The 23,547-nt window shown below is 42.6% G+C and carries 26 protein-coding genes; 10 read left to right on the forward strand and 16 right to left on the reverse strand.

Going from position 1 to position 23,547, the window contains the following annotated elements; translation table 11 throughout:
- The first annotated feature begins 2 nt into the window (after nucleotides 1-2).
- Nucleotides 3-281, forward strand: a complete 279-nt coding sequence (locus HWN40_RS08040) for a hypothetical protein (RefSeq protein ID WP_176965248.1) — start codon at nucleotides 3-5, stop codon at nucleotides 279-281.
- Nucleotides 282-419: 138 nt separating this feature from the next.
- Here the strand turns inward: HWN40_RS08040 and HWN40_RS08045 are convergent, their stop codons facing one another.
- Nucleotides 420-917: a GNAT family N-acetyltransferase gene (locus tag HWN40_RS08045; RefSeq protein WP_176965249.1), complete on the reverse strand. Its 498-nt coding sequence runs from the start codon at nucleotides 915-917 to the stop codon at nucleotides 420-422.
- Between the two features lie 158 nt (nucleotides 918-1,075).
- Between HWN40_RS08045 and HWN40_RS08050 the strand changes: the two genes are divergently transcribed.
- The 4 genes from HWN40_RS08050 (at nucleotide 1,076) to HWN40_RS08065 (ending at nucleotide 3,112) form a co-directional block, all read left to right on the forward strand.
- Nucleotides 1,076-1,249 carry a DUF8147 domain-containing protein gene (locus HWN40_RS08050; protein ID WP_176965250.1) on the forward strand — a complete coding sequence of 58 codons (174 nt, stop codon included), beginning with the start codon at nucleotides 1,076-1,078 and terminating at the stop codon, nucleotides 1,247-1,249.
- 64 nt (nucleotides 1,250-1,313) lie between these two features.
- Complete coding sequence (locus tag HWN40_RS08055) at nucleotides 1,314-2,126, forward strand: DUF1638 domain-containing protein (RefSeq protein WP_343044075.1); 813 nt, start codon at nucleotides 1,314-1,316, stop codon at nucleotides 2,124-2,126.
- A gap of 139 nt (nucleotides 2,127-2,265) precedes the next feature.
- Nucleotides 2,266-2,769, forward strand: a complete 504-nt coding sequence (msrA, locus tag HWN40_RS08060; protein ID WP_176965251.1) for a peptide-methionine (S)-S-oxide reductase MsrA — start codon at nucleotides 2,266-2,268, stop codon at nucleotides 2,767-2,769.
- 106 nt (nucleotides 2,770-2,875) lie between these two features.
- A complete protein-coding gene (locus HWN40_RS08065) occupies nucleotides 2,876-3,112 on the forward strand; it encodes a cytochrome b5 domain-containing protein (protein WP_176965252.1) in 237 nt (78 codons plus the stop codon).
- 60 nt (nucleotides 3,113-3,172) lie between these two features.
- Here HWN40_RS08065 and HWN40_RS08070 read toward each other — a convergent pair whose 3' ends face one another.
- The gene (locus HWN40_RS08070) at nucleotides 3,173-6,097 is read right to left on the reverse strand and encodes a CHASE4 domain-containing protein (protein ID WP_176965253.1); all 2,925 of its coding nucleotides are present in this window, start codon (nucleotides 6,095-6,097) and stop codon (nucleotides 3,173-3,175) included.
- A 275-nt stretch (nucleotides 6,098-6,372) separates the two neighbouring features.
- Between HWN40_RS08070 and HWN40_RS08075 the strand changes: the two genes are divergently transcribed.
- Nucleotides 6,373-6,825: an FAD synthase family protein gene (locus HWN40_RS08075; RefSeq protein ID WP_176965254.1), complete on the forward strand. Its 453-nt coding sequence runs from the start codon at nucleotides 6,373-6,375 to the stop codon at nucleotides 6,823-6,825.
- Here HWN40_RS08075 and HWN40_RS08080 read toward each other — a convergent pair.
- The 11 genes from HWN40_RS08080 to HWN40_RS08130 form a co-directional block, all read right to left on the reverse strand.
- The gene (locus HWN40_RS08080) at nucleotides 6,818-7,960 is read right to left on the reverse strand and encodes a pyridoxal phosphate-dependent aminotransferase (RefSeq protein WP_176965255.1); all 1,143 of its coding nucleotides are present in this window, start codon (nucleotides 7,958-7,960) and stop codon (nucleotides 6,818-6,820) included. The genes HWN40_RS08075 and HWN40_RS08080 overlap by 8 nt on opposite strands.
- A 42-nt stretch (nucleotides 7,961-8,002) precedes the next feature.
- Nucleotides 8,003-8,407 (reverse strand): 6,7-dimethyl-8-ribityllumazine synthase, encoded by a 405-nt coding sequence (gene ribH, locus HWN40_RS08085; RefSeq protein ID WP_176965256.1) that lies wholly within the window; start codon nucleotides 8,405-8,407, stop codon nucleotides 8,003-8,005.
- 44 nt (nucleotides 8,408-8,451) lie between these two features.
- Nucleotides 8,452-8,916, reverse strand: coding sequence for a riboflavin synthase (gene ribC, locus HWN40_RS08090; RefSeq protein ID WP_176965257.1), 465 nt, complete (start codon nucleotides 8,914-8,916; stop codon nucleotides 8,452-8,454).
- A gap of 26 nt (nucleotides 8,917-8,942) precedes the next feature.
- Nucleotides 8,943-10,094: a pyridoxal-phosphate-dependent aminotransferase family protein gene (locus HWN40_RS08095; protein WP_176965258.1), complete on the reverse strand. Its 1,152-nt coding sequence runs from the start codon at nucleotides 10,092-10,094 to the stop codon at nucleotides 8,943-8,945.
- Between the two features lie 233 nt (nucleotides 10,095-10,327).
- Nucleotides 10,328-11,083, reverse strand: coding sequence for a hypothetical protein (locus HWN40_RS08100; protein WP_176965259.1), 756 nt, complete (start codon nucleotides 11,081-11,083; stop codon nucleotides 10,328-10,330).
- Nucleotides 11,070-12,095, reverse strand: a complete 1,026-nt coding sequence (locus HWN40_RS08105) for a hypothetical protein (RefSeq protein WP_176966342.1) — start codon at nucleotides 12,093-12,095, stop codon at nucleotides 11,070-11,072. Before HWN40_RS08105 ends, HWN40_RS08100 begins: the two co-directional genes overlap by 14 nt.
- Before the next feature lie 163 nt (nucleotides 12,096-12,258).
- On the reverse strand, nucleotides 12,259-13,752 hold the full coding sequence (locus HWN40_RS08110; protein ID WP_246275873.1) for a type I restriction-modification system subunit M: 1,494 nt from the start codon (nucleotides 13,750-13,752) through the stop codon (nucleotides 12,259-12,261).
- A gap of 53 nt (nucleotides 13,753-13,805) precedes the next feature.
- Nucleotides 13,806-14,048: a type II toxin-antitoxin system HicA family toxin gene (locus tag HWN40_RS08115; protein ID WP_176965261.1), complete on the reverse strand. Its 243-nt coding sequence runs from the start codon at nucleotides 14,046-14,048 to the stop codon at nucleotides 13,806-13,808.
- Nucleotides 14,049-14,270 carry a type II toxin-antitoxin system HicB family antitoxin gene (locus HWN40_RS08120; RefSeq protein WP_176965262.1) on the reverse strand — a complete coding sequence of 74 codons (222 nt, stop codon included), beginning with the start codon at nucleotides 14,268-14,270 and terminating at the stop codon, nucleotides 14,049-14,051.
- Nucleotides 14,271-14,337: 67 nt separating this feature from the next.
- Entirely contained in the window at nucleotides 14,338-15,495 is a 1,158-nt protein-coding gene (locus HWN40_RS08125; protein WP_176965263.1) for a restriction endonuclease subunit S, read from the reverse strand.
- A gap of 3 nt (nucleotides 15,496-15,498) precedes the next feature.
- Entirely contained in the window at nucleotides 15,499-18,339 is a 2,841-nt protein-coding gene (locus HWN40_RS08130; protein ID WP_176965264.1) for a type I restriction endonuclease subunit R, read from the reverse strand.
- Between the two features lie 236 nt (nucleotides 18,340-18,575).
- Between HWN40_RS08130 and HWN40_RS08135 the strand changes: the two genes are divergently transcribed.
- The 4 genes from HWN40_RS08135 (at nucleotide 18,576) to HWN40_RS08150 (ending at nucleotide 21,360) form a co-directional block, all read left to right on the forward strand.
- Nucleotides 18,576-19,505, forward strand: a complete 930-nt coding sequence (locus HWN40_RS08135; RefSeq protein ID WP_176965265.1) for a 1-phosphofructokinase family hexose kinase — start codon at nucleotides 18,576-18,578, stop codon at nucleotides 19,503-19,505.
- A 148-nt stretch (nucleotides 19,506-19,653) separates the two neighbouring features.
- Nucleotides 19,654-19,794, forward strand: a complete 141-nt coding sequence (locus HWN40_RS08140) for a hypothetical protein (protein WP_176965266.1) — start codon at nucleotides 19,654-19,656, stop codon at nucleotides 19,792-19,794.
- A gap of 83 nt (nucleotides 19,795-19,877) precedes the next feature.
- Entirely contained in the window at nucleotides 19,878-20,477 is a 600-nt protein-coding gene (locus tag HWN40_RS08145) for a transcriptional regulator FilR1 domain-containing protein (RefSeq protein ID WP_176965267.1), read from the forward strand.
- 91 nt (nucleotides 20,478-20,568) lie between these two features.
- Nucleotides 20,569-21,360: a helix-turn-helix transcriptional regulator gene (locus tag HWN40_RS08150; protein ID WP_176965268.1), complete on the forward strand. Its 792-nt coding sequence runs from the start codon at nucleotides 20,569-20,571 to the stop codon at nucleotides 21,358-21,360.
- 6 nt (nucleotides 21,361-21,366) lie between these two features.
- Here HWN40_RS08150 and HWN40_RS08155 read toward each other — a convergent pair whose 3' ends face one another.
- From HWN40_RS08155 to HWN40_RS08165, 3 genes are all read right to left on the reverse strand, one after another.
- Entirely contained in the window at nucleotides 21,367-21,924 is a 558-nt protein-coding gene (locus HWN40_RS08155; RefSeq protein ID WP_176965269.1) for a CBS domain-containing protein, read from the reverse strand.
- A gap of 107 nt (nucleotides 21,925-22,031) precedes the next feature.
- Complete coding sequence (locus tag HWN40_RS08160; RefSeq protein WP_176965270.1) at nucleotides 22,032-22,499, reverse strand: hypothetical protein; 468 nt, start codon at nucleotides 22,497-22,499, stop codon at nucleotides 22,032-22,034.
- A gap of 54 nt (nucleotides 22,500-22,553) precedes the next feature.
- Nucleotides 22,554-23,501 carry a calcium/sodium antiporter gene (locus tag HWN40_RS08165; RefSeq protein ID WP_176965271.1) on the reverse strand — a complete coding sequence of 316 codons (948 nt, stop codon included), beginning with the start codon at nucleotides 23,499-23,501 and terminating at the stop codon, nucleotides 22,554-22,556.
- Between the last annotated feature and the right edge of the window lie 46 nt (nucleotides 23,502-23,547).

Below are 23,547 nucleotides of genomic sequence, written 5' to 3' on the forward strand. Positions count from 1 at the left end.
TTATGAGAAAAATGCTGAGCATACTATTAGTTTTCCTGATGATCGGACTTGTAGCCGTATCAGGATGCACAGATACAGCTGAAGAAGATGTAACCGAAGAAGAACCTGCAGAAGATGCTGGTGAGGATGAAGTTACTGAAGACAATATGACCGACGAGAACATGACCGAGGAAGTTGTCGTAGATGAGAACGCCACCGAGGAAATGACTGATATGAATGTCACCGATGAGGAGACAAACGTAACCGAAGAAGAGATGACTGAAGAGGAAGTCGAAGAATAATCCTGCTTTTTATCTGCCGCTATTCCTGTGGATTAGTGGCATTATCTCTTTTACAAAACAATTTTGGATCTGCCTGGATTTTTCCAGCATTTCAATCCTTCCCTCACATGACCTTTCTTCAGCAAAATGCTCTGAGCATCATTTTTTTGCAAGCTCTAAGAATTCCTTTTCACCAAGACGGTATACTATCCACTCTTCGTGGGCCTCTGCACCCAGGTTTTCATAGAATTTCCTTGCAGGATTCCAGTTAAGAACGCTCCAGTCCATCCTGCCACATCCCCGCTCTTTTGCAATCCTGGCACAATAAGCCATTAATAACCTGCCAACTCCCTGTTTCCTGTATTCGGAATGAACATAGATGTCCTCTACATAAAGACCCGGCTTTCCTACAAAGGAAGAGAAATTATGGAAATAGGTGACAAAACCGGCGGGTTCCTTATTCACTTCTGCGATTGCAGCCTCGGCAAAGGGCTTCGGACCAAAGAGTGATTTCCTTATATCCTCCTCGCTTGCAAGCACACTGTCACCCAGGTCTTCAAAATCAGCAATAGCTTTTATAAATTCCATAATAAGCGGAACATCTTCTTCATCTGTCGGCCTGATACTAACTGTTATATCATTGACATTCTTTGCCATTTTTGCACCCGGGTCTATTTGTAAAATGTATTGTTTTATCATTGTAGTGTTTTATCGTCATATGACAACTATCTGCACAATGAACAATCTTATTAAAGTATTGGCAGAATTAGTAAATATAGCATAAACAATAAATATGGAAGGAAGAAAAGTAAAATATGCAACTGTTCCTAAGATTTATAATCAGTTTCATAGTCCTGATAATGATAACGATCATTGTGACCGAGTCACTTGCAGACAGGATTTTCTTCTCTCTTTTTGCGGGAATTCCGGCCGGAATCCTGAGTTTTATTGTCACATTCATACTTCTGAGTAAACAAAGTGAAGAATAAAACTGGGTTCTGAATACAGATAAATAATATCTGGCATGAAAACCAGAGAAGATATCAAGACTAATTGAATGAAGATGAGAACATGCCGGTAATGACAATATTATCATGCAAGATTTTACAGGATGAAATTATCCACCTGCTTGAGAACGATCCTCAGATAGATAACGTTGTTGTCGTAAAAAATAACGAGGAGAAGGAGTTTGCTGCTAAAATGGATAATGTTGGTCTGGATTATGATTTGAAAGTTTTGAACGATATTCCTCCAGTCAGCGAAAGAGATGATAGTAAATACACGGTCATGATCTATCTGGTTGAACTTGCACTTCATGAGTTCCCAAAAATACTCCGGGAAGAGATATACAAGCTTCTTGAAAAAGTCACTCCTTACTCAGATGGAATACTTCTCTTTTATGGCCTGTGCGGCAATGTACTGGATAAGGTTGAAGAAGACTTCAGGGACCAGGAATCCACATGTCCTGTAAGGATACTCAGGGACGATAAGCGAATAGTTGATGACTGTGTTGGTGCAACCCTCGGTGGCTGTGATGAATACCTTAAAACCCTTAAAGAATTCAGTGACCAGGGAACCTTTCTTTTTACACCCATGTATGCCCATTCATGGAGAGAGATCATGAGGGTAGACCCGGAAAATCCTGAAAAGACATTGAAGATGCTCAAAAAAGTGAACGATATTACCGGATATAAGAGAGTGGCTAAGGTGCATACCAATCTGGGATACACCGCCGGATTCGATGAGAAGGTAGAGGAATTTGCCAGTATATTCGACTTCGAGATACTTGAGATCGAAGGTAACCAGGATGTATTTACAAATTGCTACTCTTCCATGAAAAAAGAAATGGGACTGACAGATACTTAGGCAAATTCATCCCCGGTTAATGCACAGAATCTGAGAAAAATATATACATCATCTGAGCAGACTTAGTTTCATCTTAAAAAAAAGGCAGAATCGGGTTTCAGGACACACAGATGTTTCTGCCGGTTCATTGGGGGATAATATGACAACAAAAGAAGAATTACTGAGTGAGGGAAACGAGATCGCAACCTTTGCAGCCGGCTGTTTCTGGGGAGTTGAATCTACATTCAGAAAGGTAAAAGGTGTGAAGTATACACAGGTAGGATACACAGGCGGAGACTACGAAAACCCGGGTTACAAAGATGTATGCAGTGGAAAGACCGGTCATGCGGAAGCAGTTGAGCTTATATTTGACCCGGAGGAAGTGTCCTATGAAAAGCTGCTTGAGCTCTTCTGGGCCATGCATAACCCTACAACACTTAACCGGCAGGGTCCCGACATAGGTTCCCAGTACAGATCGGCGATCTTCTATCACAATGAAGAACAGAAAAACGCCGCCCTGGCATCCAGGACCAACCAGCAGAAATCCGGTGAGTATAAATCAGGAATCGTCACCGAGATCGTTCCGGCAGGAACATTCTATCGTGCAGAGGAATACCATCAGCAGTATTTCGAAAAGACCGGAAGAGGAGCTTGTGGGATATAATTAGCAGGATAAAAAAAAAATTTCAGTCAATATCTTTAAGAGGACGAAAAGCCAGATACTAGCTTAAGTTCTACATAGAAGTTAATAGCCTTGAGTTGGTGAAGATATGCAGGAATTCACACTGGAAGAAGTTGCACAGTATAATGGTAGAGACGGGCAAAGAGCCTATGTTGTCTACTCCGGTAAAGTCTATGATGTAACAGATAGCGATTTCTGGGATGACGGAGAGCACATGGGACTCCATGAAGCAGGAGCGGACCTTACCGAAAGCCTGGATCTTGAAGCTCCCCATGAAGCAGAGTCACTTGATAGATATCCACTCGTAGGTGTTATCAAAAAATAAATATTCTGAATTCAATCTTTACTTTTCTGGATCACAGGGTTTTGCAGTTCAGATGCTAAACTAATAATTCAGCGGAAGCTCAAGAATAAACGAAGAACCTCTTCCGGGTTCGCTCTCAACCCTTATTTTGCCACCATGCATCTCTATATACCTTTTAACTATAGCAAGACCCAGCCCGGTTCCCTCATATGATCTGTTCAGGGCGGAATCCACCTGTTTGAATGGTTCGAACAGATATTTCTGATCCTCAGAGGGAATACCGATTCCATCGTCTTTTATAATAATATGCAAGCTGGTACCGGACACATGAGCAGATATGTCAATATTACCATCTTCCGGAGTGAACTTGACAGCATTACCTATGATGTTATAGAGTATCTGTTTGAATTTCAGCCTGTCAGCGTTTATAATAATACCTTCATCTGCTTCCACATTGATCCCAAGGTTTTTCTTATTGCCAATAGGTATGAGTGACTTTAACACTTCATCCACAACATCGGACACATTAAACTCTTCAATGTTCAGGCTGGTCATTCCTGCTTCTACCTTGGAAAGATCAAGAATGTCATTAATGATATCCAGTAAATGTCTGCCACTGCTGGATATATTTCCTATGTAGCGCTTCTCTTTGTCAGTAAACCTATCCTCATTTAACTGCAACATGTCCGAAAAGCCGATTATCGCGTTTAGAGGGGTACGGAGTTCATGACTCATATTGGCAAGGAATTCACTCTTTGACTGGTTGGATTCCTCGGCAGCGATCTTAGCCTTTACTAGAGTCTCTTCAACTTTCATTCTTACGGAAAGGTCATAGAAACTTTCGATCAGGTACTCCTTCTCATGCATTTTTACTGAAACAACAGACTTGACTATAGGTAACTGTTCACCATCCCTTGTGAGGAGGATACGTTCTGATTTGTCAACTTTCTGATTGAGGTCTACGATCGGGCACTTACCTTTGTCTGCAGGGCATACGAAATTGTGACAGAGATTTCCAACTATTTCCTCTTTAGGCAAACCGATGAGTCTTGCAGCAACCGGATTCACATCAACAATCTCTTTTGTGACCGCATCGATCATCATGATACCACTATCTACGTTATTGATAATGGTGGTCAGCCTTTCAAGAATCTCCTTCTCCATCGAATCCAGTTGTTTGCGTTCAGTGATATCACGTATTATGGCCACAGCATTCCAGCTTCCGTCGGAGAGCTTTATAGAGGAAAGTGAAAGCTCGATTGGAAACTCGGTACCATCCTTTCTTCTGGCTTCCAGCTCAAGGGTGTGGCCGACTGCATTACCTTCACCCGTACTTACAAATTTATCGAAGTTCTTCCTGAAGTTATTAAGATATCTTTCAGGTGACAACAGTGAGTGGATATCCCTGCCCGCTACCTCACTTCCCTTGTACCCGAAAATACGTGTAGCTGCCTGATTCCAGAAGATGGTCTTGCCTTTGCTGTCGATCATGATCATTGCATCGTATGCGAATGTGGCTATCTTTGAGAACTTCTCCTCACTTATAAGGAGTTCTTTCTCGATCTTCTCACGAATCATAATCTGCTGTTTGAGTTCTTCCTCCCGCTGGATAACTTCAGTGATCTCATGGAGGATATGCATTCTTCCCGCAACATCCCCTTCCATCACGATCGGGAGAGAGTAAGTTTCAAATGATCTTCCATCTTTGAATTTTACAAGAGTTTTGCCTTTAAGATCTGATCCTCTCCTATCATTGATTTTGCCAAGAAGGTCTTCTTTATTATCTACTAATTCAAGAAAATGAGCCAGCACTTTAGAGGCATCTCTTTCGAATTGTAATTCAACAGGCAGATCACATATCTGTTTATAAGAAGAATTGATCAAAAGCACATGTTGCTCATTATCAACTATTATTATTCCATCTACTGTTGTTTCGATGGTCGAGTTCAATAGCAATGAAGTATCTTCCAGTGAAGAGAGCATCCCGTTTATATTGTCGGCAAGTGTGCTAAGTTCATCATCACCGCCTATTTCCAGACGAGAACTTAAGTCACCCTGAGACCCAACTGCATTTACGCTCTCACCCAGAAGGTTCAGACGTGAAAACAGGTTTTTCTTTAATATCCATGAAATTAAAAGAGCTACTATAAGGAAAATACCTATAACCAGATAGAAAATCGAATCCATAATACGAAGCCCGCTAAAATAGATATCCCTGTCCATCTGAGTCCGCAGGATCAGAGCAGGGTTCCCGAAAACATCGTACATTAAACCATAGCCGGACACGGTTTCGCTATTTTCAGAAACGCTTACGGAATAATTATTGTTGGATACTTCAACTATATCGTATTCGAGTCTGTCCGGCAGGTCAGTATTTCGGTAATATAGCAACTCCACGGGAAGCAGGGTATTTTCCTCTAAGGACATTATCATGGACTCATCAAGATACCTTCCCATGACCAGGGTCCCTTTGATAGGTCCCTGTTTATTGGTTCCTGTCACCGGCCGGGAAGCAACGATCATTGGTGATGTTGAGGACATTAGCAGACCTGATATGTTTGAACGTGTATCGGAATGCTCAAGAAGATAGCTTCCTGGCTGGAAAAGTTCCACAAGGTTTTTAGGAGGAGTGATAGTTTCCTCTTTCTCAAGATCATAGAACTTACTATAGACAATGTTCCCGGAAGAGTCGAAAAATAACATGAAATTTATGTCAAGCAGAGAAAAGGTTTCATCCGCAAGATTTGATTCAATATATTCCGAATTATTAGTTTCAATAAAACGGTATGTATCATCCCATGCAGCCCAATCATAGACAGTGGTGTCAAGATAGGAGATATCCGACTGTATAGCCCTCTCTATTCTTATGACATTGTCTTCCATTTCCTGCTCTTCTATTTGCTCATAGCCATCAAGCAACAAATGGTTGACAGTAGCAGTGATCATTAAGAGCATAATCAGAAAAGCCACACCAAGGGTGATCATTGTTTTATTATAAACCTTCATGGATCCACCACAGGATGTTTAAGTTGCCAAAATTAACTTGCGATAATAAGATTTTCTGAGTTTTGCGTTTTTAAGAGTCGATGCTGGCCGGGCAAGATTATTTTTCCGGGACGAATAAACCATGTAGCATATTATTTGATATAGGATATATATAAAAATATAGCATATATATTAACTTCCGCCATAATATACATGTCAGAAATTATATTCAAACCAGAGGAGCTAGGTTTATTTATAATAGCCTTGTATAGCATCAATCGAACAGGTGATATTTTTTGGTAAGGGTACTCGCTACAGGAACATTCGATCTGCTTCATCCGGGCCATATATTCTATCTCACTAAAGCAAAAGAGCTCGGGGATGAGCTGTACGTAATAGTTGCCAGAAAATCAATGGTCAAGCATAAGCCAAAGCCTGTCATCCCTGACGAACAACGGGTAAGTATGGTAGGCTCACTTGCTGTGGTTGATAAAGCAGTACTGGGAAGCGAGTCGGATATATTCGAACCCATTAGAGAGATAAAACCTGATATCATAGCAATAGGATATGACCAGACATTCGATATCGGAGAACTCCAAAGTGAACTTCACAAGCGTGGATTGCATGCCAGGGTTGTGCGTGTGAAGGATTCCAGAACCTGTCCGCTATGCAGTACAGGAAAAATAATAAAAAAGATAATTGAGCGTTGCGACCAGGAATCTTCTGAAAATAATAAAAGAATCAGGTAAGTGCGGATTCTATCCGCGACAGTCCTTCTTTTATCCTTTCTTTTGATGCTGCATAGGATATCCTTATGAAATCCCTGCCACTATCACCGAATGCAGAACCAGGGGTCACTGCAACATGTGCATCCACAAGAAGCTTTTCTGAGATCTCATCACCGTTGCCGAACTCGCTCACATCCGCAAATGCATAGAATGCACCGCCGGGCGTCTGACACTTGATTCCTATATCGTTCAGGCCTTTCACCAGGACATCACGTCTTGCCTTGAACTTATTAACCATCTCAGTTACAGGTTCCTGCGGACCCTGCAAAGCTTCCAGACCTCCATATTGAACAAAGCTTGTTGCGCTGCTTACTGAATGGGATTGTATCTTGAGCATTCCCTGGAAGATATCCGGTCTAGCGCATACATAACCAAGTCTCCAGCCTGTCATGGCATAGGCCTTGGAGAAGCCGTTTACCGTAATTGTCCTATCCTGCATGCCTTCCATGGAACCCAGACTTATATGTTCCCTGTCATAGATTATCTTCTCGTATATCTCATCGGACAATACAAGAACATCATGATCGATGGCAATATCAGCGATATTCTTTAAAGTATCTCTGTCATATACAGCACCTGTGGGATTGCCGGGGGTGTTGACCACGATTATACGTGTTTTATCAGTAATATACTCCTCGAGGTCAAGTGGTTTGAAATTATCATGGGTGTCCGTGGGTACCCAGACAGTATCGGCGCCTGCGAATCTGATTGCAGAGTTATATGAGACCCAGGCCGGATCAAAGAGGATGGCCTCATCACCATCGTCAAGTACGGTCATCATGATCTCGAAAATAGCCTGTTTCGCACCCGGTGTCACAAGTACGTCAGATCCGTTTACATCAAGTCCGTTCTCTGTCCTGAGTTTTTCTGCTATTGCATCCCTGAGTTGTGGAATTCCGGCAGAGGGAGTATAGTGAGTCTCACCCCGGTACATAGCATCGGCAGCTGCATCGCATATATTTTTGGGTGTGTCAAAATCTGGCTCACCCAGACTGAAACTGATGACATCTGTGCCTTCTTGTCTTAACTTATTAGCTATGTTAGCAACTTTTATAGTCGCCGATTCTTCCACTCTTTTTAGCCTTGATGATGCCATGGAAATCCTAACCGGTTCGCTTTATATATAAACTTTTTCAGATTAAAGGCGCTGGACAAGTTTTACTGCAGCTTCCACGGCACGCTTTCCGTAGTCAACACGCTCGTGTGCTTCCATTCTTGTCATGCCCGGTCCTGCGATACCAAGGGTCACAGGCTTGTTGTACTCAAGAGAAAGGTCGGTGATTTTCCTTGCTGCATGCTGCACGACAATCTCGTCATGCTCGGTGGCTCCCTCTATCACTATACCAAGAGTTACCACTGCATCGATCTCATTGTTCTCACAGAGTTTCTTGATCGCCAGCGGCATATCATATACTCCCGGAACCAGTACCTTGTCTATAACTTCGGCTCCGAGGAACTTTGCATGTTCCTCACCCAGAAGTTCCATCTGGTAGGTGAGGTCCCTGTTGAATTCGGCTATTACAAATCCCAATTTGATGCTCATATCGATCACTTTAATTTTTCATAAATAACAGATTTTATTCCTGGTCAAACCCTTGCAGGTCCGACATCCCTGAATCCCTGACGCTGTCCTGTACCCGCTTCTTTGATCAGCTGCTCGGGTTTGAAAAGCATTTTGACTACATTAAGTGCATGTTCCCTGGAGCGCTGTTCCATCAAAAAAGCAAGTTCTTTTTCATCTTTTCCTTCGTCCTCATGCACAAACACCTCTATTATATGGGTGTTTGTCATGAGCTGTGCCCGAATTATCCCGGTGGATGCCTCATGTGCACACATTCGGTCCTTGTCCTTGGAACCGGGCATGCCAAGGGCCATGACTATGTCGCACTTTTCCTCTTCGATGAGTTTCTTGGCTGCCACCGGGAGATCCTTGATTCCCGGCACGGTCCTGCGGATGATCTTAGCAGAAGCGTGCTTCTGTATCTCATCCACCGCAGCCTTCCCCATATTGAAGCGTGCGAAGGTCGTGTCCACAATTCCGATCACTGGCATGGTTTTCTCAAATCACCTGAAAAGTATTAAAGCAGGGTATCCAGCACATCGCTGGCAGCCTCAACACCTGCTCCAATATCAGATACAACGTTTCTCTTCTTAAGGACAACTTCAAGTTCCTGTATTGTGAGCATTATATCCTTTGGCTGCACGTTACCCATGCTGCCTATCCTGAATATCTTACCACTGAGATGTGCCTGGCCACCGGCAATGGTGATACCCCTTGCAATCATATCCTTCTTTATATCATTACCTGAAACTCCTTCAGGAGCTTTCATTGCGGTGACGGTGTTTGAATAGTGGCTGTTATCATCATTAAGCTGCGGGAACATCTCGATGCCCATTGCATCTGCTGCTGCACGTATGGCCTTAGCCCCGGTTGCATGGCGGTTGATCCTGGCATCCATGCCTTCTTCCTTTACGATGTGCAGGGCTTCCTGCAGACCAAAGAAGAGAGGTACTGCCGGAGTATAAGGAGTCTGTGATTTGCCACCGCTCTTTTTGTATGCTTTGAGGTCAAGGTAGTATGGAAGACTGTCCTTCTTTTCCATTGCTTCAAAGGCACGCTCACTTACGGAGATCATGGAAAGACCCGGTGGTGCTGCCAGACATTTCTGGGAACCAACTACAGCTACATCCACACCCCAGTCATCGGTCATGACAGTATCCCCGCCAAGGGTTGTCACACCGTCCATGATAAAGAGTGCATCATGCTTCTTTGCAAGCTTACCGATCTCCTTTGCAGGATTCTGTATTCCTGTGGAGGTCTCGTTGTGAACAAGGGTAATGGCTTCAGCGCCTTCTTCGAGTTTCTTTTCAACCTCTTCGAGATCAAAGGAGTGACCCCATTCGTTCTCCAGAGGGTTTACTTTTCCGTATCTTGCGATAATGTCCTTGAAACGCTCTCCGAACTTACCGTTCTCAAGGGCAACTACCGTGTCTTCGGGGCCTACGGTACAGGCAACTGCAGCCTCCATTGCAGCGGTACCTGAACCGCTTAAAATGAATATATCGTTCTTTGTCTGGAAAACATCGGCCAGAACTTCACAGCAGTCATCATACATTGCCGAAAATTCAGCTCCCCTGTGATTGATCATGGGCTTTGACATCGCCCGAAGAACGCGAGGTGCTACAGGAACCGGTCCCGGCATCATAAGAAGTGTATCTTCAATTTCCATGCAAATCTCCTAATCCTCTGATAATATATGTGAATGACAGAATCTCTCATAATTAAAATCTTTGACGACTGAACAGATAACTGATATGTATATTGTGTTGCGGGCCATTTTAACTATTAGGATTCGTGCCCCATATGTAACATTATTATTTAAATGTATTAGGATGGCACGTATATGAGGACTTTTGAGAAATAGCCGTCTTTTCTTCTATCCACTGTTGAACAGGTATTTTATCAGCTTATAAGAGAAATTGTGCGGTCAATGATAATTCTGGCATCACCATATGATATTCTATTGTATTTTTCTACCCCTTCATTGGAATTATATACAGATATTAAGGACTCTTTGAGAAACGGATATTTTTCCATTAATTTACCCAAAACGGAAATATCAATCTGATTTCCACCATGCTCAGGGTCGATCAAAGCCAGAATGTCTGCATGATCTTTTATCAGTTTCCCGGTTTCCCATTCAAGATCAGCAGATAGTTGCTTTTCAATTCGATAACTTCTATCCCAGATGGCCTTCAGTTTCAAAACCAGAAGTGTTGCTCTGTTGGGAACTGCGATCTCAGTACCTCCCCTGATCTCTCTTAGTTCGGTGTTCCCTTCAAGAATATTAAAATCCAGATCTGCATCAGTTCCTTCAAAGGGAAACGGCTTCTGCTTCGTTGCAAAATCAATAATTATAGCACCAGCCTCTGTTTCCTTTTTCACACTCGTTGGCAGTCCTGTCAACCTGTAAGGCATAAAACCGCGTTGATCCCTGAGATAATAACTGAGGCTTTGTCTTGTACTGCTGTTTGTTATGAGATCTATATCAACAGATCCGAACCAGGGATTATAAGAATCAACTGCCCAGCCTCCGACGAGCACTGTAACAGGATGTTTGAAGTCTTCTTTTTCCATAAGGTAGTGACTGATCTCCTGCAACTCATCCAGAGAATATCTGATGATAGCACTGCTACTGTTCAGTTCATAGCCTGTCATATTTGGATACCATATCTTTTGTGATGTCCATTGCAGAATATCCCATTCCTGCGAGATCCAGAAGTGTCTGTGAAGGGGATACTATTCTGATTCCCTCTTTTTCCAGGGTTCCTTTGAATACTTCCCTGTCAGGCCTGTAGATCATTGCTTTGATGCTCTCCTCAGAAGAAGTCTCGAACAGTTCACGGAAGTAGTCGACATGCTCATCTTTAAGATACAAATACACTGCATCATGTCTTACTCCATAGCCCGTGTAAAGCGCGGCAGCAGTGTATGAGGTAAATCCAATATCCAGGTCATCCTGCATTTCAAAGGCCTGTGTTATTTCCTTTGCCGCACTCATCGATTCACTGAAAGAGATGTTTATCTCGGCTGCCTTAATATTCGCCAGAGGTCTTTCCCATGCAACCCCATTAAGCAGTTTGTCGGTGTTTGAGATGCTAACGCTTCCATACTCCTGTTTTATGATCTGCTGCCCGACCAGTGCCTGTACGGTCTTGTGAGCCCAGCCATATGAGACATCCTCCAGCAGTGATAGTTGTCGTATAGAAGTTCTTTTTTCCTTAAGTAGTCGGGATACAATCTTCCAGGACTTCTCAGATGTGATCCTGTGGGTTCCGGATCTCGAACTCCTCTGAGATGAAGTTTTGAAAGACCATGGAAGTTTGAGCATGGTGATGTCCAGCTGTTGCAGGATCTTCTTTTCCCTTTCAGGAAATGATTTTGCGGCAAAAACGGTGCGAATGTCCTTTTTCAGATCCTCGTTCTCTGACCAGATATCCCTGAGCAGATTCAGCCATGCAATTGCATCAAGGGTGGCCTTTGGATTTATCTCAACGAGATATATTGTATTGAAATCTTCCAGTACTGCATCCGGCTTAAAAGAAAAATCACCAGAGGAGTTTTCACGCAGAACATCGATTCCATTATCAGATACTTTAGAAGAGATTCCAAGAGAGTCACTTACATAATTCAGTATCCGTTCATATTCAAGTGGGTCCGGTTCTGTCATTTGCACTTATCACTATATAGTGATAACTATATAAAGTTATCAGTGATATGTATCATACTATTATGATAAGTATATGAATGTATCAGTGATAGGAGAAACCAGATACCATAAAAAATGATTAAATATTTAGAGTAGTGACATCAAAAACAAAAATTATTTTTGTTCAGCCCTGCTTCAACATCTCTTTGAGTTCAGCAACATTAGTCTTTATCTGATCTTCCAGTTCCTCTATTTTCTGTATAATGACTTCTGGCTCCTCATACTCTATTTCTTCATATTCGATTTCCTTATACCGGGAAATCGAGAGATCATAGCCATTTTCCTTTATTTCAGTGAATGGAACATAGAAGCATTTACCCTTCCTGTCCTGAGGATTTTCTGTTTTTCTGCTCCTGTACCTCTCGATTATATCAGGAATATCTCCCTTCATATCAGTGGGAGCCCTTTTGTCGTCCAGAGAATAGCCATCTGCCTCCATATCATAGAACCAGACCTTTTCTGTGCTGCCACCCTTGACGAATATCAGCACAGCAGTCGAAACCCCTGCATAGGGCTTGAATACACCTGATGGCATGGAAACTATGCCTTCAAGCTGGCAGTTCTCAAGTAACATTTTCCTCAGTTGCTTATGAGCTTTGGAACTGCCAAAGAGCACACCATCGGGAACAATGACACCACATTTTCCACCCATCTCAAGCAGGCGAATCATGTTCTCCACAAAGAGCAGTTCGGTCTTCTTTGTGTTAAGTGTCAGTTTGTCGTTGATATCATCCTTGTCTATGCTGCCCTTGAAAGGCGGATTGGCAAGGATTACATTGTAACGGTTTTCTTCATTATATAGGTTTGAAAGAGTGTCTGTAAGTCTGATATGCGGGGATTTGATTCCGTGCAGCACCATGTTCATAAGTGCAATTCTCACCATAGTCGATTCAAAATCAAAACCATAGAAAGCATCACCATGAAGTTTCTCCCAGTATTCATCTTCTACAATGTGATCTCCAATCAGATTATGATAGTCTCCTTCTTTATCCTGCTCGATGAGTTCAGGAGAGGTATATTTCCTGAGTATAGACTTGTAGGCTGAGAAAAGGAAACCACCTGTGCCACAGGCAGGGTCGCAAATACGGTCATTGATGTCCGGGTCTACAAGTTCCACCATCATCCTGATAATGTGTCTTGGAGTCCTGAACTGCCCGTTCTTTCCGGCTGTTGAAAGCTGGCTCAGCAGATACTCATAAAGATCACCCTGCACGTCTGCCGACTGAGCCGAGATGTTGAGCTCGTCGATGATGCTAACAGCTTCCTGCAAAAGCGTAGGCTTTGGAATGATGAACACAGCATCTTTCATGTGCTCGGAGAACAGCGTCTTCTCCCCGTCATGAATGTTCTTGACAAAAGGAAACACAACTTCCCTTACATGCTTTAACATATCCTCGGCAGACTTGTGCTTCCACACAGACCACCTGCATTCCTCATTACCCTCGAAGATTGACCTGTACTCCTTCCCCATGGAATTAGCACGCCTCTGCTCCAGAACATCCATGTCCTCAAGCCTTTTCATGAATATGAGATAGGACATCTGTTCTATGGATTGCAGGGGATTTGACAAACCACCACTCCAGAACCTGTCCCAGAGTGAATCTATCTTTGATTTCATTTCAGGTGAGAGTCTCATGATATCACATTACGTTTTTATACGGATGAATGTTGTCAGAAGATAATCAGTTGCTTTAGCAGTTCTATCCATTCATCACGCGTTATTTTTGTATCCTTCATTATTTTTTTGATCAGCCCTTTACCAATCCTTTCCTGCGAGTGGACAGGAACCACTGTCACCCTGCCGTCAGGATGTCTCATGAACAGGTGGCTGCCTTTCTGCCTCACCTGCTCAAATCCCAGCTTTTCAAGTGCTTTGACTACCTTTTTCGCAGGAAGTGGCTTTATCTCTTTCATTCAAACGCCAACTCTGACCTTCTGTATACCAATGAAGTCAAGATGCTTCTCGTTGTCCTCTTCCGACATGACATCAAGATAAAGCTCTATTGCCTCTCTGACTCTAACATTGAGTTCATCAAGTGTCTCGGCCTGCGTATGACATCCTTCAAGCTCAGGCACGGAAGCAACATATATGCCGTCCTCATCCTGCTCAATAACAACAGTAAACTCTCTGACCAAATTTATTCCTCAAGTCTTTCTTAAAAATAAGATATAATTGCAAGATATTAAGAGTTAATCCCATCTCTCATGCTATCAGTTCTCCTTTGAAGGCTTTTTGCATGAGGGCGTTGAAAAGAGTTTCTAGTTCAGTAGAAGAATAGCTTTGATGCTGCTTCGTTTTGTTAATTTTCTGTATAATTGCAGCATACTTTCTTTGTAGATTAAGTGGCGGTATGATAATCGGCATTTCTTTAATTATTTTCATGTTTAGGCCATCCATGATAGCACCATTTGCTTTTGACAAAAGATACTGCTTTGAAACTGGATGTTGCAAGAAGTAACCATGCAAATAAGGTGGTAAACACATTTCTTGATTAAGAGTTATACAACAGAGGTGCTTAGTGTTTATTGCCAATGGAGTATCATCAGGTACAATAGCGCAACGACCACATGTACCCATTATAGTAATGATAACATCACCTGGGTGAACCGTATATCTCTTTAGTTCCTGATATTTAGATTCATTAATATACCGCCTTTTACTCCACTCAAATTCATTTTTGACTGCATTGTCTATTCCTAAAACTGCTATTCCTTCTTCAACAAATTCACTATGCAATAGTTGACTCCCAAAAGGGCCTGTACGTATTGATCCTTTATTTGGATGAACGATTTCTTCAACAGTAGTCACAAGCCAATTTTCATCAGGATTACCAAACATCTCCAAAAATACACTTTGCAGAAGTTGCTGTGTCAGTTCATCAGCCTGTGCCCGCAGTTTCTTAGTTTCTTCGGCTTTTTCTAGGATTGAAACAATTTTGTGTTGGATTTGGGGAGTAGAAATTGGTAAATTCAAAGTACGTAAATCTTTAGGATACACATGTGGCTGACCACCACCTTTCTGCAAGGCATAAATTTGATTTTGATGTGCTCTCAGATTCCAGTACAGAAATTTAGCAGACAAGTTTTCTGATTCTTTTGGCTTTATAGTACTGCAATCAGATGCAAAAATAGGATTATTAAAGTAATTAACAAAGCCAGCATAAGCGCCAGAAGCACTAACTGTAATCGTTTCACCATCCCTGTTTGCTTCATTATGGAAATATGCAGGTGCTCTTCCACCAGCTATAACGGGAACATTTCCCTCGACGATTGTATTTTTAGTGATGGTGCTGCCTTTTTTTATTTCAGCAATGTCCCCCAGCTTCTTCCATTCCCATCCCTCAGGTAACTCATTTTTCATCCATCATGCCTCTGAACCAAAAATCTCTCTTTCGACTCCGTTGCAGATATCGATGAAGGCATTTAACTCTTCCTGAGAGAACATGGGCATGGGGGCGGTTGTGCCGAAATTTGTGAAGGGAGCATTCCAGAGGGTTGAGAACTCGATGTGTTTCTTTCTCAGGAATACGGTCTGGAGCGTACGGATGAAATTGAGCTGGTCGGCTGTGTAGTGCTTGTTGTTTTCGATGATGAAAGTCTGGAAAGCGTCTTTTATTGTTTCTTCGGGGGATGGGAAATCGTAGAGGCCGAGGATGTGTTTGATAAGTTCCACAAGGTCTGTGTTCTGTCTATGGTATATCTGCTTTAATCTTGATTCGTTTAGGGTGAGTTCCGAGTTGAAAAGGGTGTCTTCAAGTTGCTGGAGGTCGCTTTCGGTGATGATCTCGTCATTTTTGATCTTGTGGACAACAGGATGGGTTTCTGCCAGTTCCTTGATCCAGTTCTCAACATTTTCCCTGTATGTTGTCACATACTCTGCTTCATCCTCATTGATAACCCACTGCTTTCTCTCTGCGATCTTATCGCTCATATCGATAACAATAGTATCCCTTGGTTCCCTGGACATATAGGGCATAAGAGGTGCAATCTCATCAACCATTCTCTTGGCATCCTCATAGCTTACTTCATTCCAGAAAGCATGGGACAGTATCTCATCAATGAACGTTTCATTCTCACGCACCCTGTCCAGCGTCCTTGGCAAGCGCTCCACCATCCCGGCAATGGATTCTTTCAGGCGCTCTATCTCATTGGTATTGTTCTGGAGCACCGCAAAGGCAAGCTTCTCACATTTCAGGGCAAAAGTAGCTTCTTTCAGGTTCACACCGGGTTTGAACTTCATCAGCGGCATGATATTCTTCTGTAGGAAATCAATCGGGTCGAGTCCCACATTATCCCAGAGTTTTGGAGACAATGCCTTTTCCACATCCTGCAGATGCTCCCTGACAGTTACGGAATCCTGAGGCAGGGTTTTGACATCTTCAATGAGACTCTCCTTCACCTTCTCCGCAAGTTCGTCATTTCCACGGCTCTGCAATTCATTCAGTTGCTTGAGTTTAAAAAGGAAAATACGGTTTGTAATAGCCTCAGGTGATTCGTTCTTCACACCTTCCGGGTTCATATCCCAATACTCGAAGTTGTTCCAGAAATCAAAGACCTTAAAGTATTCCTTCCTGCCTTCCGGAAGCCATTCTCTGTGTTTGCACGCGGCATCGGCCCTCGTACCCCTTCCAAGCATTTGCCAGAACTTGATCTTCGAGAAAACAGGCTTTGCAAAAACCAGATTGCAAACCTCAGGTACATCTATGCCTGTATCCATCATATCCACAGAGATTGCAACCCTCGGGAAAGGTTTTGTTTTGAAATCCTCGATCGAATTCAATGCCCTTGAATCCTCGGAGATTATCATCTTTGCAAGCTTACCTTTATACTCAGGATATAGTCTTTCAAAGGCTTCCCAGATTCTTTTTGCGTGAAGCTTTGATATTGCAAAGAAAATGGTCTTTGCCGGCATTGTACCCGACTGGTCGGTAAGGCAGTTTTCCATGAACTCCCTGACTATAGCCTCTGAAGTTCCCTTCAGAGCAACCTTCTTCTCAAGCTCCGTACCTTCAAAGTCAATGGCATCAGGATCGATTCCCTTCTGTATAAGTTCATCACGTTCACTCTCTGTCAAATCATCTGGCCTGATACCTTTGATTTGGAAATATGTCCTCGCACCCGAAACATTCTTTCGGAAATCACAAAGAACTCCATCATTTACAGCCTCTTCATAAGAATAAAGAGCAGTTGGGGAACCATCATCACACTCAAAGAACCTGAAAGTATCCCTGTCAACCAGATCAGCAGGTGTTGCGGTCAACCCAATCTGTATGGCATCCAGATATGTAAAAATCCCCTTCCACTTAGAATAAATAGACCTGTGAGCCTCATCTGAAAAGATGAGGTCAAACTCTCCTGGAGAAATCCTGTATACTCCATTGCTGTCTTTCTGGTTGTAAATCTCCTGAAATGTCTGGATCGTGGAAACATACAGCCTCTTGTTAGAATCATAGTTTCCGGAAAGAATTTTCCCTTTTGACTCGTCCGGGAAATATTTCATAAAGCCATCATCAAAAGCCTGTTTTCTGAGTGCCTTGCGATCAGTAAGGAACAAGGCATTCTGAACACGTCCTTCACGCATAAGCTGGTCAATAATAGCCATTGAAACACGGGTCTTTCCAGTTCCCGTAGCCATGACAATCAAAGCCTTCCTGTGTCCTTTGTGAATATGTTCAACAACTCTTTTTGCAACCTCAACGCTTTTCTGACGGTCTACAATACTCCTGTTAATCTCAATATCATGCTCTATTTGACCATGCTGAATCTGGTAATCCATATTCTCAAGGTCTTTTTGAGAATGGAAACCCTTAATTTGTCTGACAGGATACCGTTCCCTGTCCCAGAACCAAATTTCATATCCATTGGAAAGATAGATAAAAACATCCTTTCCAGTCTGGGTTTTTATGTCGTCAGCATACTCTTCGGCCTGTTTTTGTCCCAGAACAGGGTCTTTTAACGTCCTTTTAGCTTCAATAATTGCAAGAGGTTTTCCCAGGCTGTCAAGTAAAAGATAATCTGCATATTTGCTCTCTAAATCATTTCTTCTGGTTTCAGTGACCTGTTTATAGAGTTGTTTTTGAAAATCAGATTGTTTTGTATCAACCTCATCGATAACTTTTGACCTGTCAGAAACATCCCATCCATATTCTTTAAGAAGAGCATCGATCTTTTGTATTCGGGTCTGCAACTCGTTGAGATTGAGCATGAGGAGTCCTCAAAGATAGAATATAACTAACTTTAGAACATATTCCATTTATTAATATAAATAAGTTGATAGTGAAATGCTATAAAGAGATCGGTGAAGTCTGAATTTTCCACATAATGAGATCGAGTGACTATTTCAATTACCCGGAATTAAAAATGCTAACAATATTATGTCAAAACGCGCTTCTAACCCATATATAAACACCAAGCTCATACTAATACAGCAGGAGAACTTCTATGAGCAACATCGTCACACTGACAATGAACCCGACCATCGACAAGAGTACAAGTACGGATAACGTAATGGCCGAGCATAAGATACGTTGCGATCCCCCGAGCTTTGAACCCGGAGGAGGAGGCGTCAATGTTTCAAGAGCAATAAAGAAGCTTGGCGGAGAATCATTGCTGATGTACACTTCAGGTGGTATGGCAGGACAGAGACTGCACAATCTTCTGGATCAGGAAGATATACTTCAGCAACCCCTGCTCATTGAAGGTATGACAAGGGAGAACTTCGTAGTTTTTGAAAGGTCCACCGAAAGGCAATACCGTTTCGGTATGCCGGGACCTGAGCTTAAAGAGAACGAATGGGAGAGCTGTATTAAAGAACTGTCCTCACTGGATCCGGTGCCTGATTACATTGTTGCAAGCGGAAGCCTGCCTCCCGGCGTGCCCGTTGATTTCTATGCACGAGTGGCACGTATCGGAAAAGATATCGGGGCGCGGGTTATTGTAGATGCATCAGGTGATGCTCTGAAGATGGCACTTGAGGAAGGAGTCTATCTGATAAAGCCAAATATACGCGAGTTTAGCAGGCTGCTTGGTCAGGAAAAGATAGGGGAGTCGGAGATACTGGACAAGGGCAAGAAAATAGTCAGTGCATGCAAATGCGAGATCATTGTAGTATCCCTGGGAGCCGGAGGTGCATTGCTTCTTTCGGATGAACTTGTCGAGCGCATGATCCCACCTGCAGTGCCCATCAGCAGCAAAGTGGGTGCAGGTGACAGCATGGTCGCAGGAATAGTCCTGGCAATGTCAAGAGGTAAACCGTTAAGGGAGGCAGTACTCTACGGACTGGCTGCCGGTTCTGCCGCAGTCATGACCCCCGGCACGGAGCTGTGCAGGAAGGAAGACACAGAGCGCCTGTATGCAAAAATGATGGAATGACCATTCATCCAATACAAAATGCGGAACACAGAAAATTAAAATATTCTCAATTTTCCCACTAAATTATAGTGGGAAACTTGCATTAATTTAGTAAATACAACGAACATACCAAAAGTAGGAAAAAACTGGTTTTGGGAATAGTGTCTGCATGAAGAAAAGCCTGCTTGACGTGATATTTGCATCAGATAAAAGGAAAAAAGTACTCCTGCTATTGCAGGACAGTCCTCAGGAAATGGAAACACTCCTGGAGTTACTGGACACAAGAAGACATCACTACTTCCTCAGGTAAGAGTACTTGAAGGTCATCATCTCATATCCCAGCTGGATGACAGCTACGAACTGACAGCTATAGGCAAGGTTATTGTCAGAAAGATGAAGACCCTTATAGCTACTGTAGATCTCTTTGACGACAATATACATTACAGGGGAAAACGAAGTCTTGAGCGAATTCCACCCCCATTTCTGAAAACGATTCACAGGCTAGGTAAGTGTGAGGTCATTAAGCCCAGTCATTGGGATCTATACAATGCTCCTCAAGAGATTTATTCAACGGTGCAAGAATCATCTTCGAAAATAGAGAAAGTAACAGAAGATTCGATCGAATCAAAGTACTACGGTGCAGTTACTACATATCTTTATCCGAATAGCAATCAGATAATAGCTGAAATGCTTGACAATAAAGTAGACGTCAATTTAATAGTTGCTGAAAACCTTATGGATAAATATACGCTGAATTCTATACACCTTTCAAAAAATTCCTCAAAAACCCGTTATTCCATTTCTATTTTCAGGCAAAGAAGCAGGCTTCCTTTCGTTTGCACATACCAACTCTTGCTTTCTTATGCGTCTGTTGAACAAGAAAGGAAGTACGATAGCAAGTATATCTTAGGCTCAGATTCAGATGCACTTCGATGGGCAAAAGAGCTCTTTGAATATTATCATGAAGATGCCACAGCTGTGACGGAATTATAATGATCACTATTAATTAAATGGTTTACATTGATTTTAAGTAATACTTCACACATACTTAAATGTGAAGAAGAATCTTTTTCGGGGAAATTGTATGGCGGCAAAGAAAACCTTGCTTGACGTGATATTCGCATCAGACAAAAGAAAGAACGTACTTCTGATGCTGCAAAACGGCCCCCAGGAAATGCAAAAGATCCTTAAGTCCCTGAATACAACACGCCAGGCGTTACTTCCGCAGATAAGAATACTGGAAGATCACCACCTTGTTTCACATATTGATGACAGTTACCAGTTGACCACTATTGGAGAGAGGGTTGTCGATGAAATGGTGCCTCTGCTTGATACGGTAAATGTACTGGATACAAACAGCGATTTCTGGGGGGAACGTGATCTTGACTTCATTCCGCCGGAGCTGCTGAGCAGGATCAGGGAACTGGGTGATTACCAGATAAATGAACCACCCATATCCAACATCCATGAGTTGAACAGGGATTTTACAGAAGAGTCCGCAAGATCAAGCAGGATGTGCGCCGTTACCACCATATTCCATCCTAACTTTGTGGACCTGTTCGCACTGTGGACCGAAAATAAAACAGAAATTACGATGGTCATATCCAGAGAGCTTTATGAAAAGCTCCGAACACATGATCAAGATGATTTTCAGAACTTACTGGATAATGAGTACATAAAATTTTATCTGTATGACAGACCATTCAACTTTGTCTATTTTGCGTTGAACGACTACTGTATCTTGATGACAATGCTCACAAAAGAAGGATGGTATGATAACAAAGAACTTATATCCTTCAGTGATTCCGCAATTGAGTGGGGTAAAGACCTCTTTGCTTACTACTTAGAGAACTCCACACCAATAACTAAAATCTGAATATTTTTATTCACTTAGTAGTTTTAGAACATCGTACTTTGTCACAACCCCGACAACCTGTCCCTTTTCCAGCACAAGGACAGCTGGATTTCTTTCCAGCATGTGAGAGACCATGTTTATATCCGTGTTCGGAGAGACCGTGGGGAAGGAATCGCCCATCAGTTCCCTTATCAGCATATGCGATACTGCTGCCTTTTTCTTATCAGCCATGGACCTTACTATCATTTCCTCGGATATACTTCCCACCGGCACACCATTTGAAAGTACGGGAATCTGAGAGATATTATGTTTTTCCATGATCTGAACTGCAATATCAATATGGTCTTCCGGTGCGGCAGAGATCACATTCGTATGCATGATATTTACGACGTGTATATCTTCCCTTTCAACATCCTCAAAAACGCTGATGATCTTACGGAGCGTCGATAACCGTGGATCGACGTCACCTGATTCTATCCTGGCTATCAGAGGCTGACTGACACCTGCACGTTTTGCAAGATCGTTTTGTGTGAGTCCAAGTTCCGTTCTCTTATCTTTTAATTCCTCGGGTGTTGGAAGCTGCATAATATTACCCATGGTAATTATCATATATAAGACATACCTTCTATTTAAAAACCAGATGGAAGATTGAAAAATACAGTTAATCGGCTAGATGGAAAAAATAAAGGGAATTACATTTGGGAATTCTCATCAAACTCCATGGAAAATCCATTGGCAGCATTGATTGAGACCTTGCCGTCTACTACCCTCATTTCCGAGATAACGGTGTTCTGATCATCATAGAACTTCATAATCATATTCTCCTCATCTTCGGACCAGAAATATTCAAGGCTGGAAACACCATTCTCAGATTCATCTAACTCCGCTGTTGCATGGCACATCTCAATTCCTTCAATGGTCTCCTTGCCGACTATATCCACAGTATAGGCCTGGCCTGTCTGGGGATCGGAGGTCTGGATGGTTGAACCCACAGGACACCACTGGCCTTCGGTGTTCTCCGAAAAATCAGCCGCATCAACTGAATTTTCATCTCCGATATCTGTGACCTCATCGACCGTATCTTCCTTGTCTTCAGTACATCCTGATGCCGAAAGAACAACAAGGAGTAAAATTAAAATAAGTGTAAGTTTTTTCATCATATGAATCACTTACAGTTTCAACATTTGATGATTTAAGGCTGTCGTTTTCCTAATTCATCTGAAGTAGATGAAAAGGCCGGCAATGTAGGCTGCATATGTCACAAAAATCACAGCACCTTCCCATTTTTCCAGTTTTCTTCCCGTAATACCGAAAATTACCAGTAACAGCATGATAAGCAACATCACAGGAAAATCATACACAACGGACTGTTCCAGTATGTCAAGGTTCCTTATCTGGGAAGACACACCCAGGATAAGAGTGATATCCATGATGTTTGCACCCAGAATATTACCAATTGAAATATCCTGATGTCCTTTCAGGGTTGATGAGAGTGCTGTTATGACCTCGGGCAAGGATGTACCAAAAGCCACAAGTGTAAGACCTATAAGCATTTTAGGCACATCGAGCCATTCTGCCAGGGTGATACCCGAATCCACGAGTATCCGGCTACCGATCACAACCAGACTGGCACCCACGATGAAAAGCAGAATCTCCTTTTTCATATCCTTTGCAGAAGCCCTTACGAAATCCTCATCCGATTCTTTAAAGATGGTTCGCTGGAGCTTGTAATTGTAGTACATGAAAGCCACAAATACTGCCAGGAGGATCAGACCGTCAAGAGACGATAGTTGCCGGTCCAGGGTTGTAAGCACAAGCAGGACACCGGAGACAAGCATAAAGGCACTCTTACGTATAAAACTGTGCCTGTTAACCGGAACTGCCTTGATTAGAATAACAAGCCCGAGTGCAAGCCCGATGTTACATATCGCAGAGCCAACTGCATTACCAACCGAGAGATCCGTATGACCTATATACGCAGCAGTCACGGATACGGCAAACTCGGGCGAGGTGGTGGCAAAACTCACGATAGTGGCACCTACTATAATCTTCGGTATACCACTTTTTTCTGAAATGACCACCGCCGACTCAACAAACCAGTCTGCACCCTTGGTGATCATAAGAACACCTGCTACCAGTAATGCAATTGTTTCGAGTATCATTGAGACTGCCTATACTGCACCATTACATTTAAAGGTAAGAGTCACG

The organism is Methanolobus zinderi, assembly GCF_013388255.1.
GTDB lineage: Archaea > Halobacteriota > Methanosarcinia > Methanosarcinales > Methanosarcinaceae > Methanolobus > Methanolobus zinderi.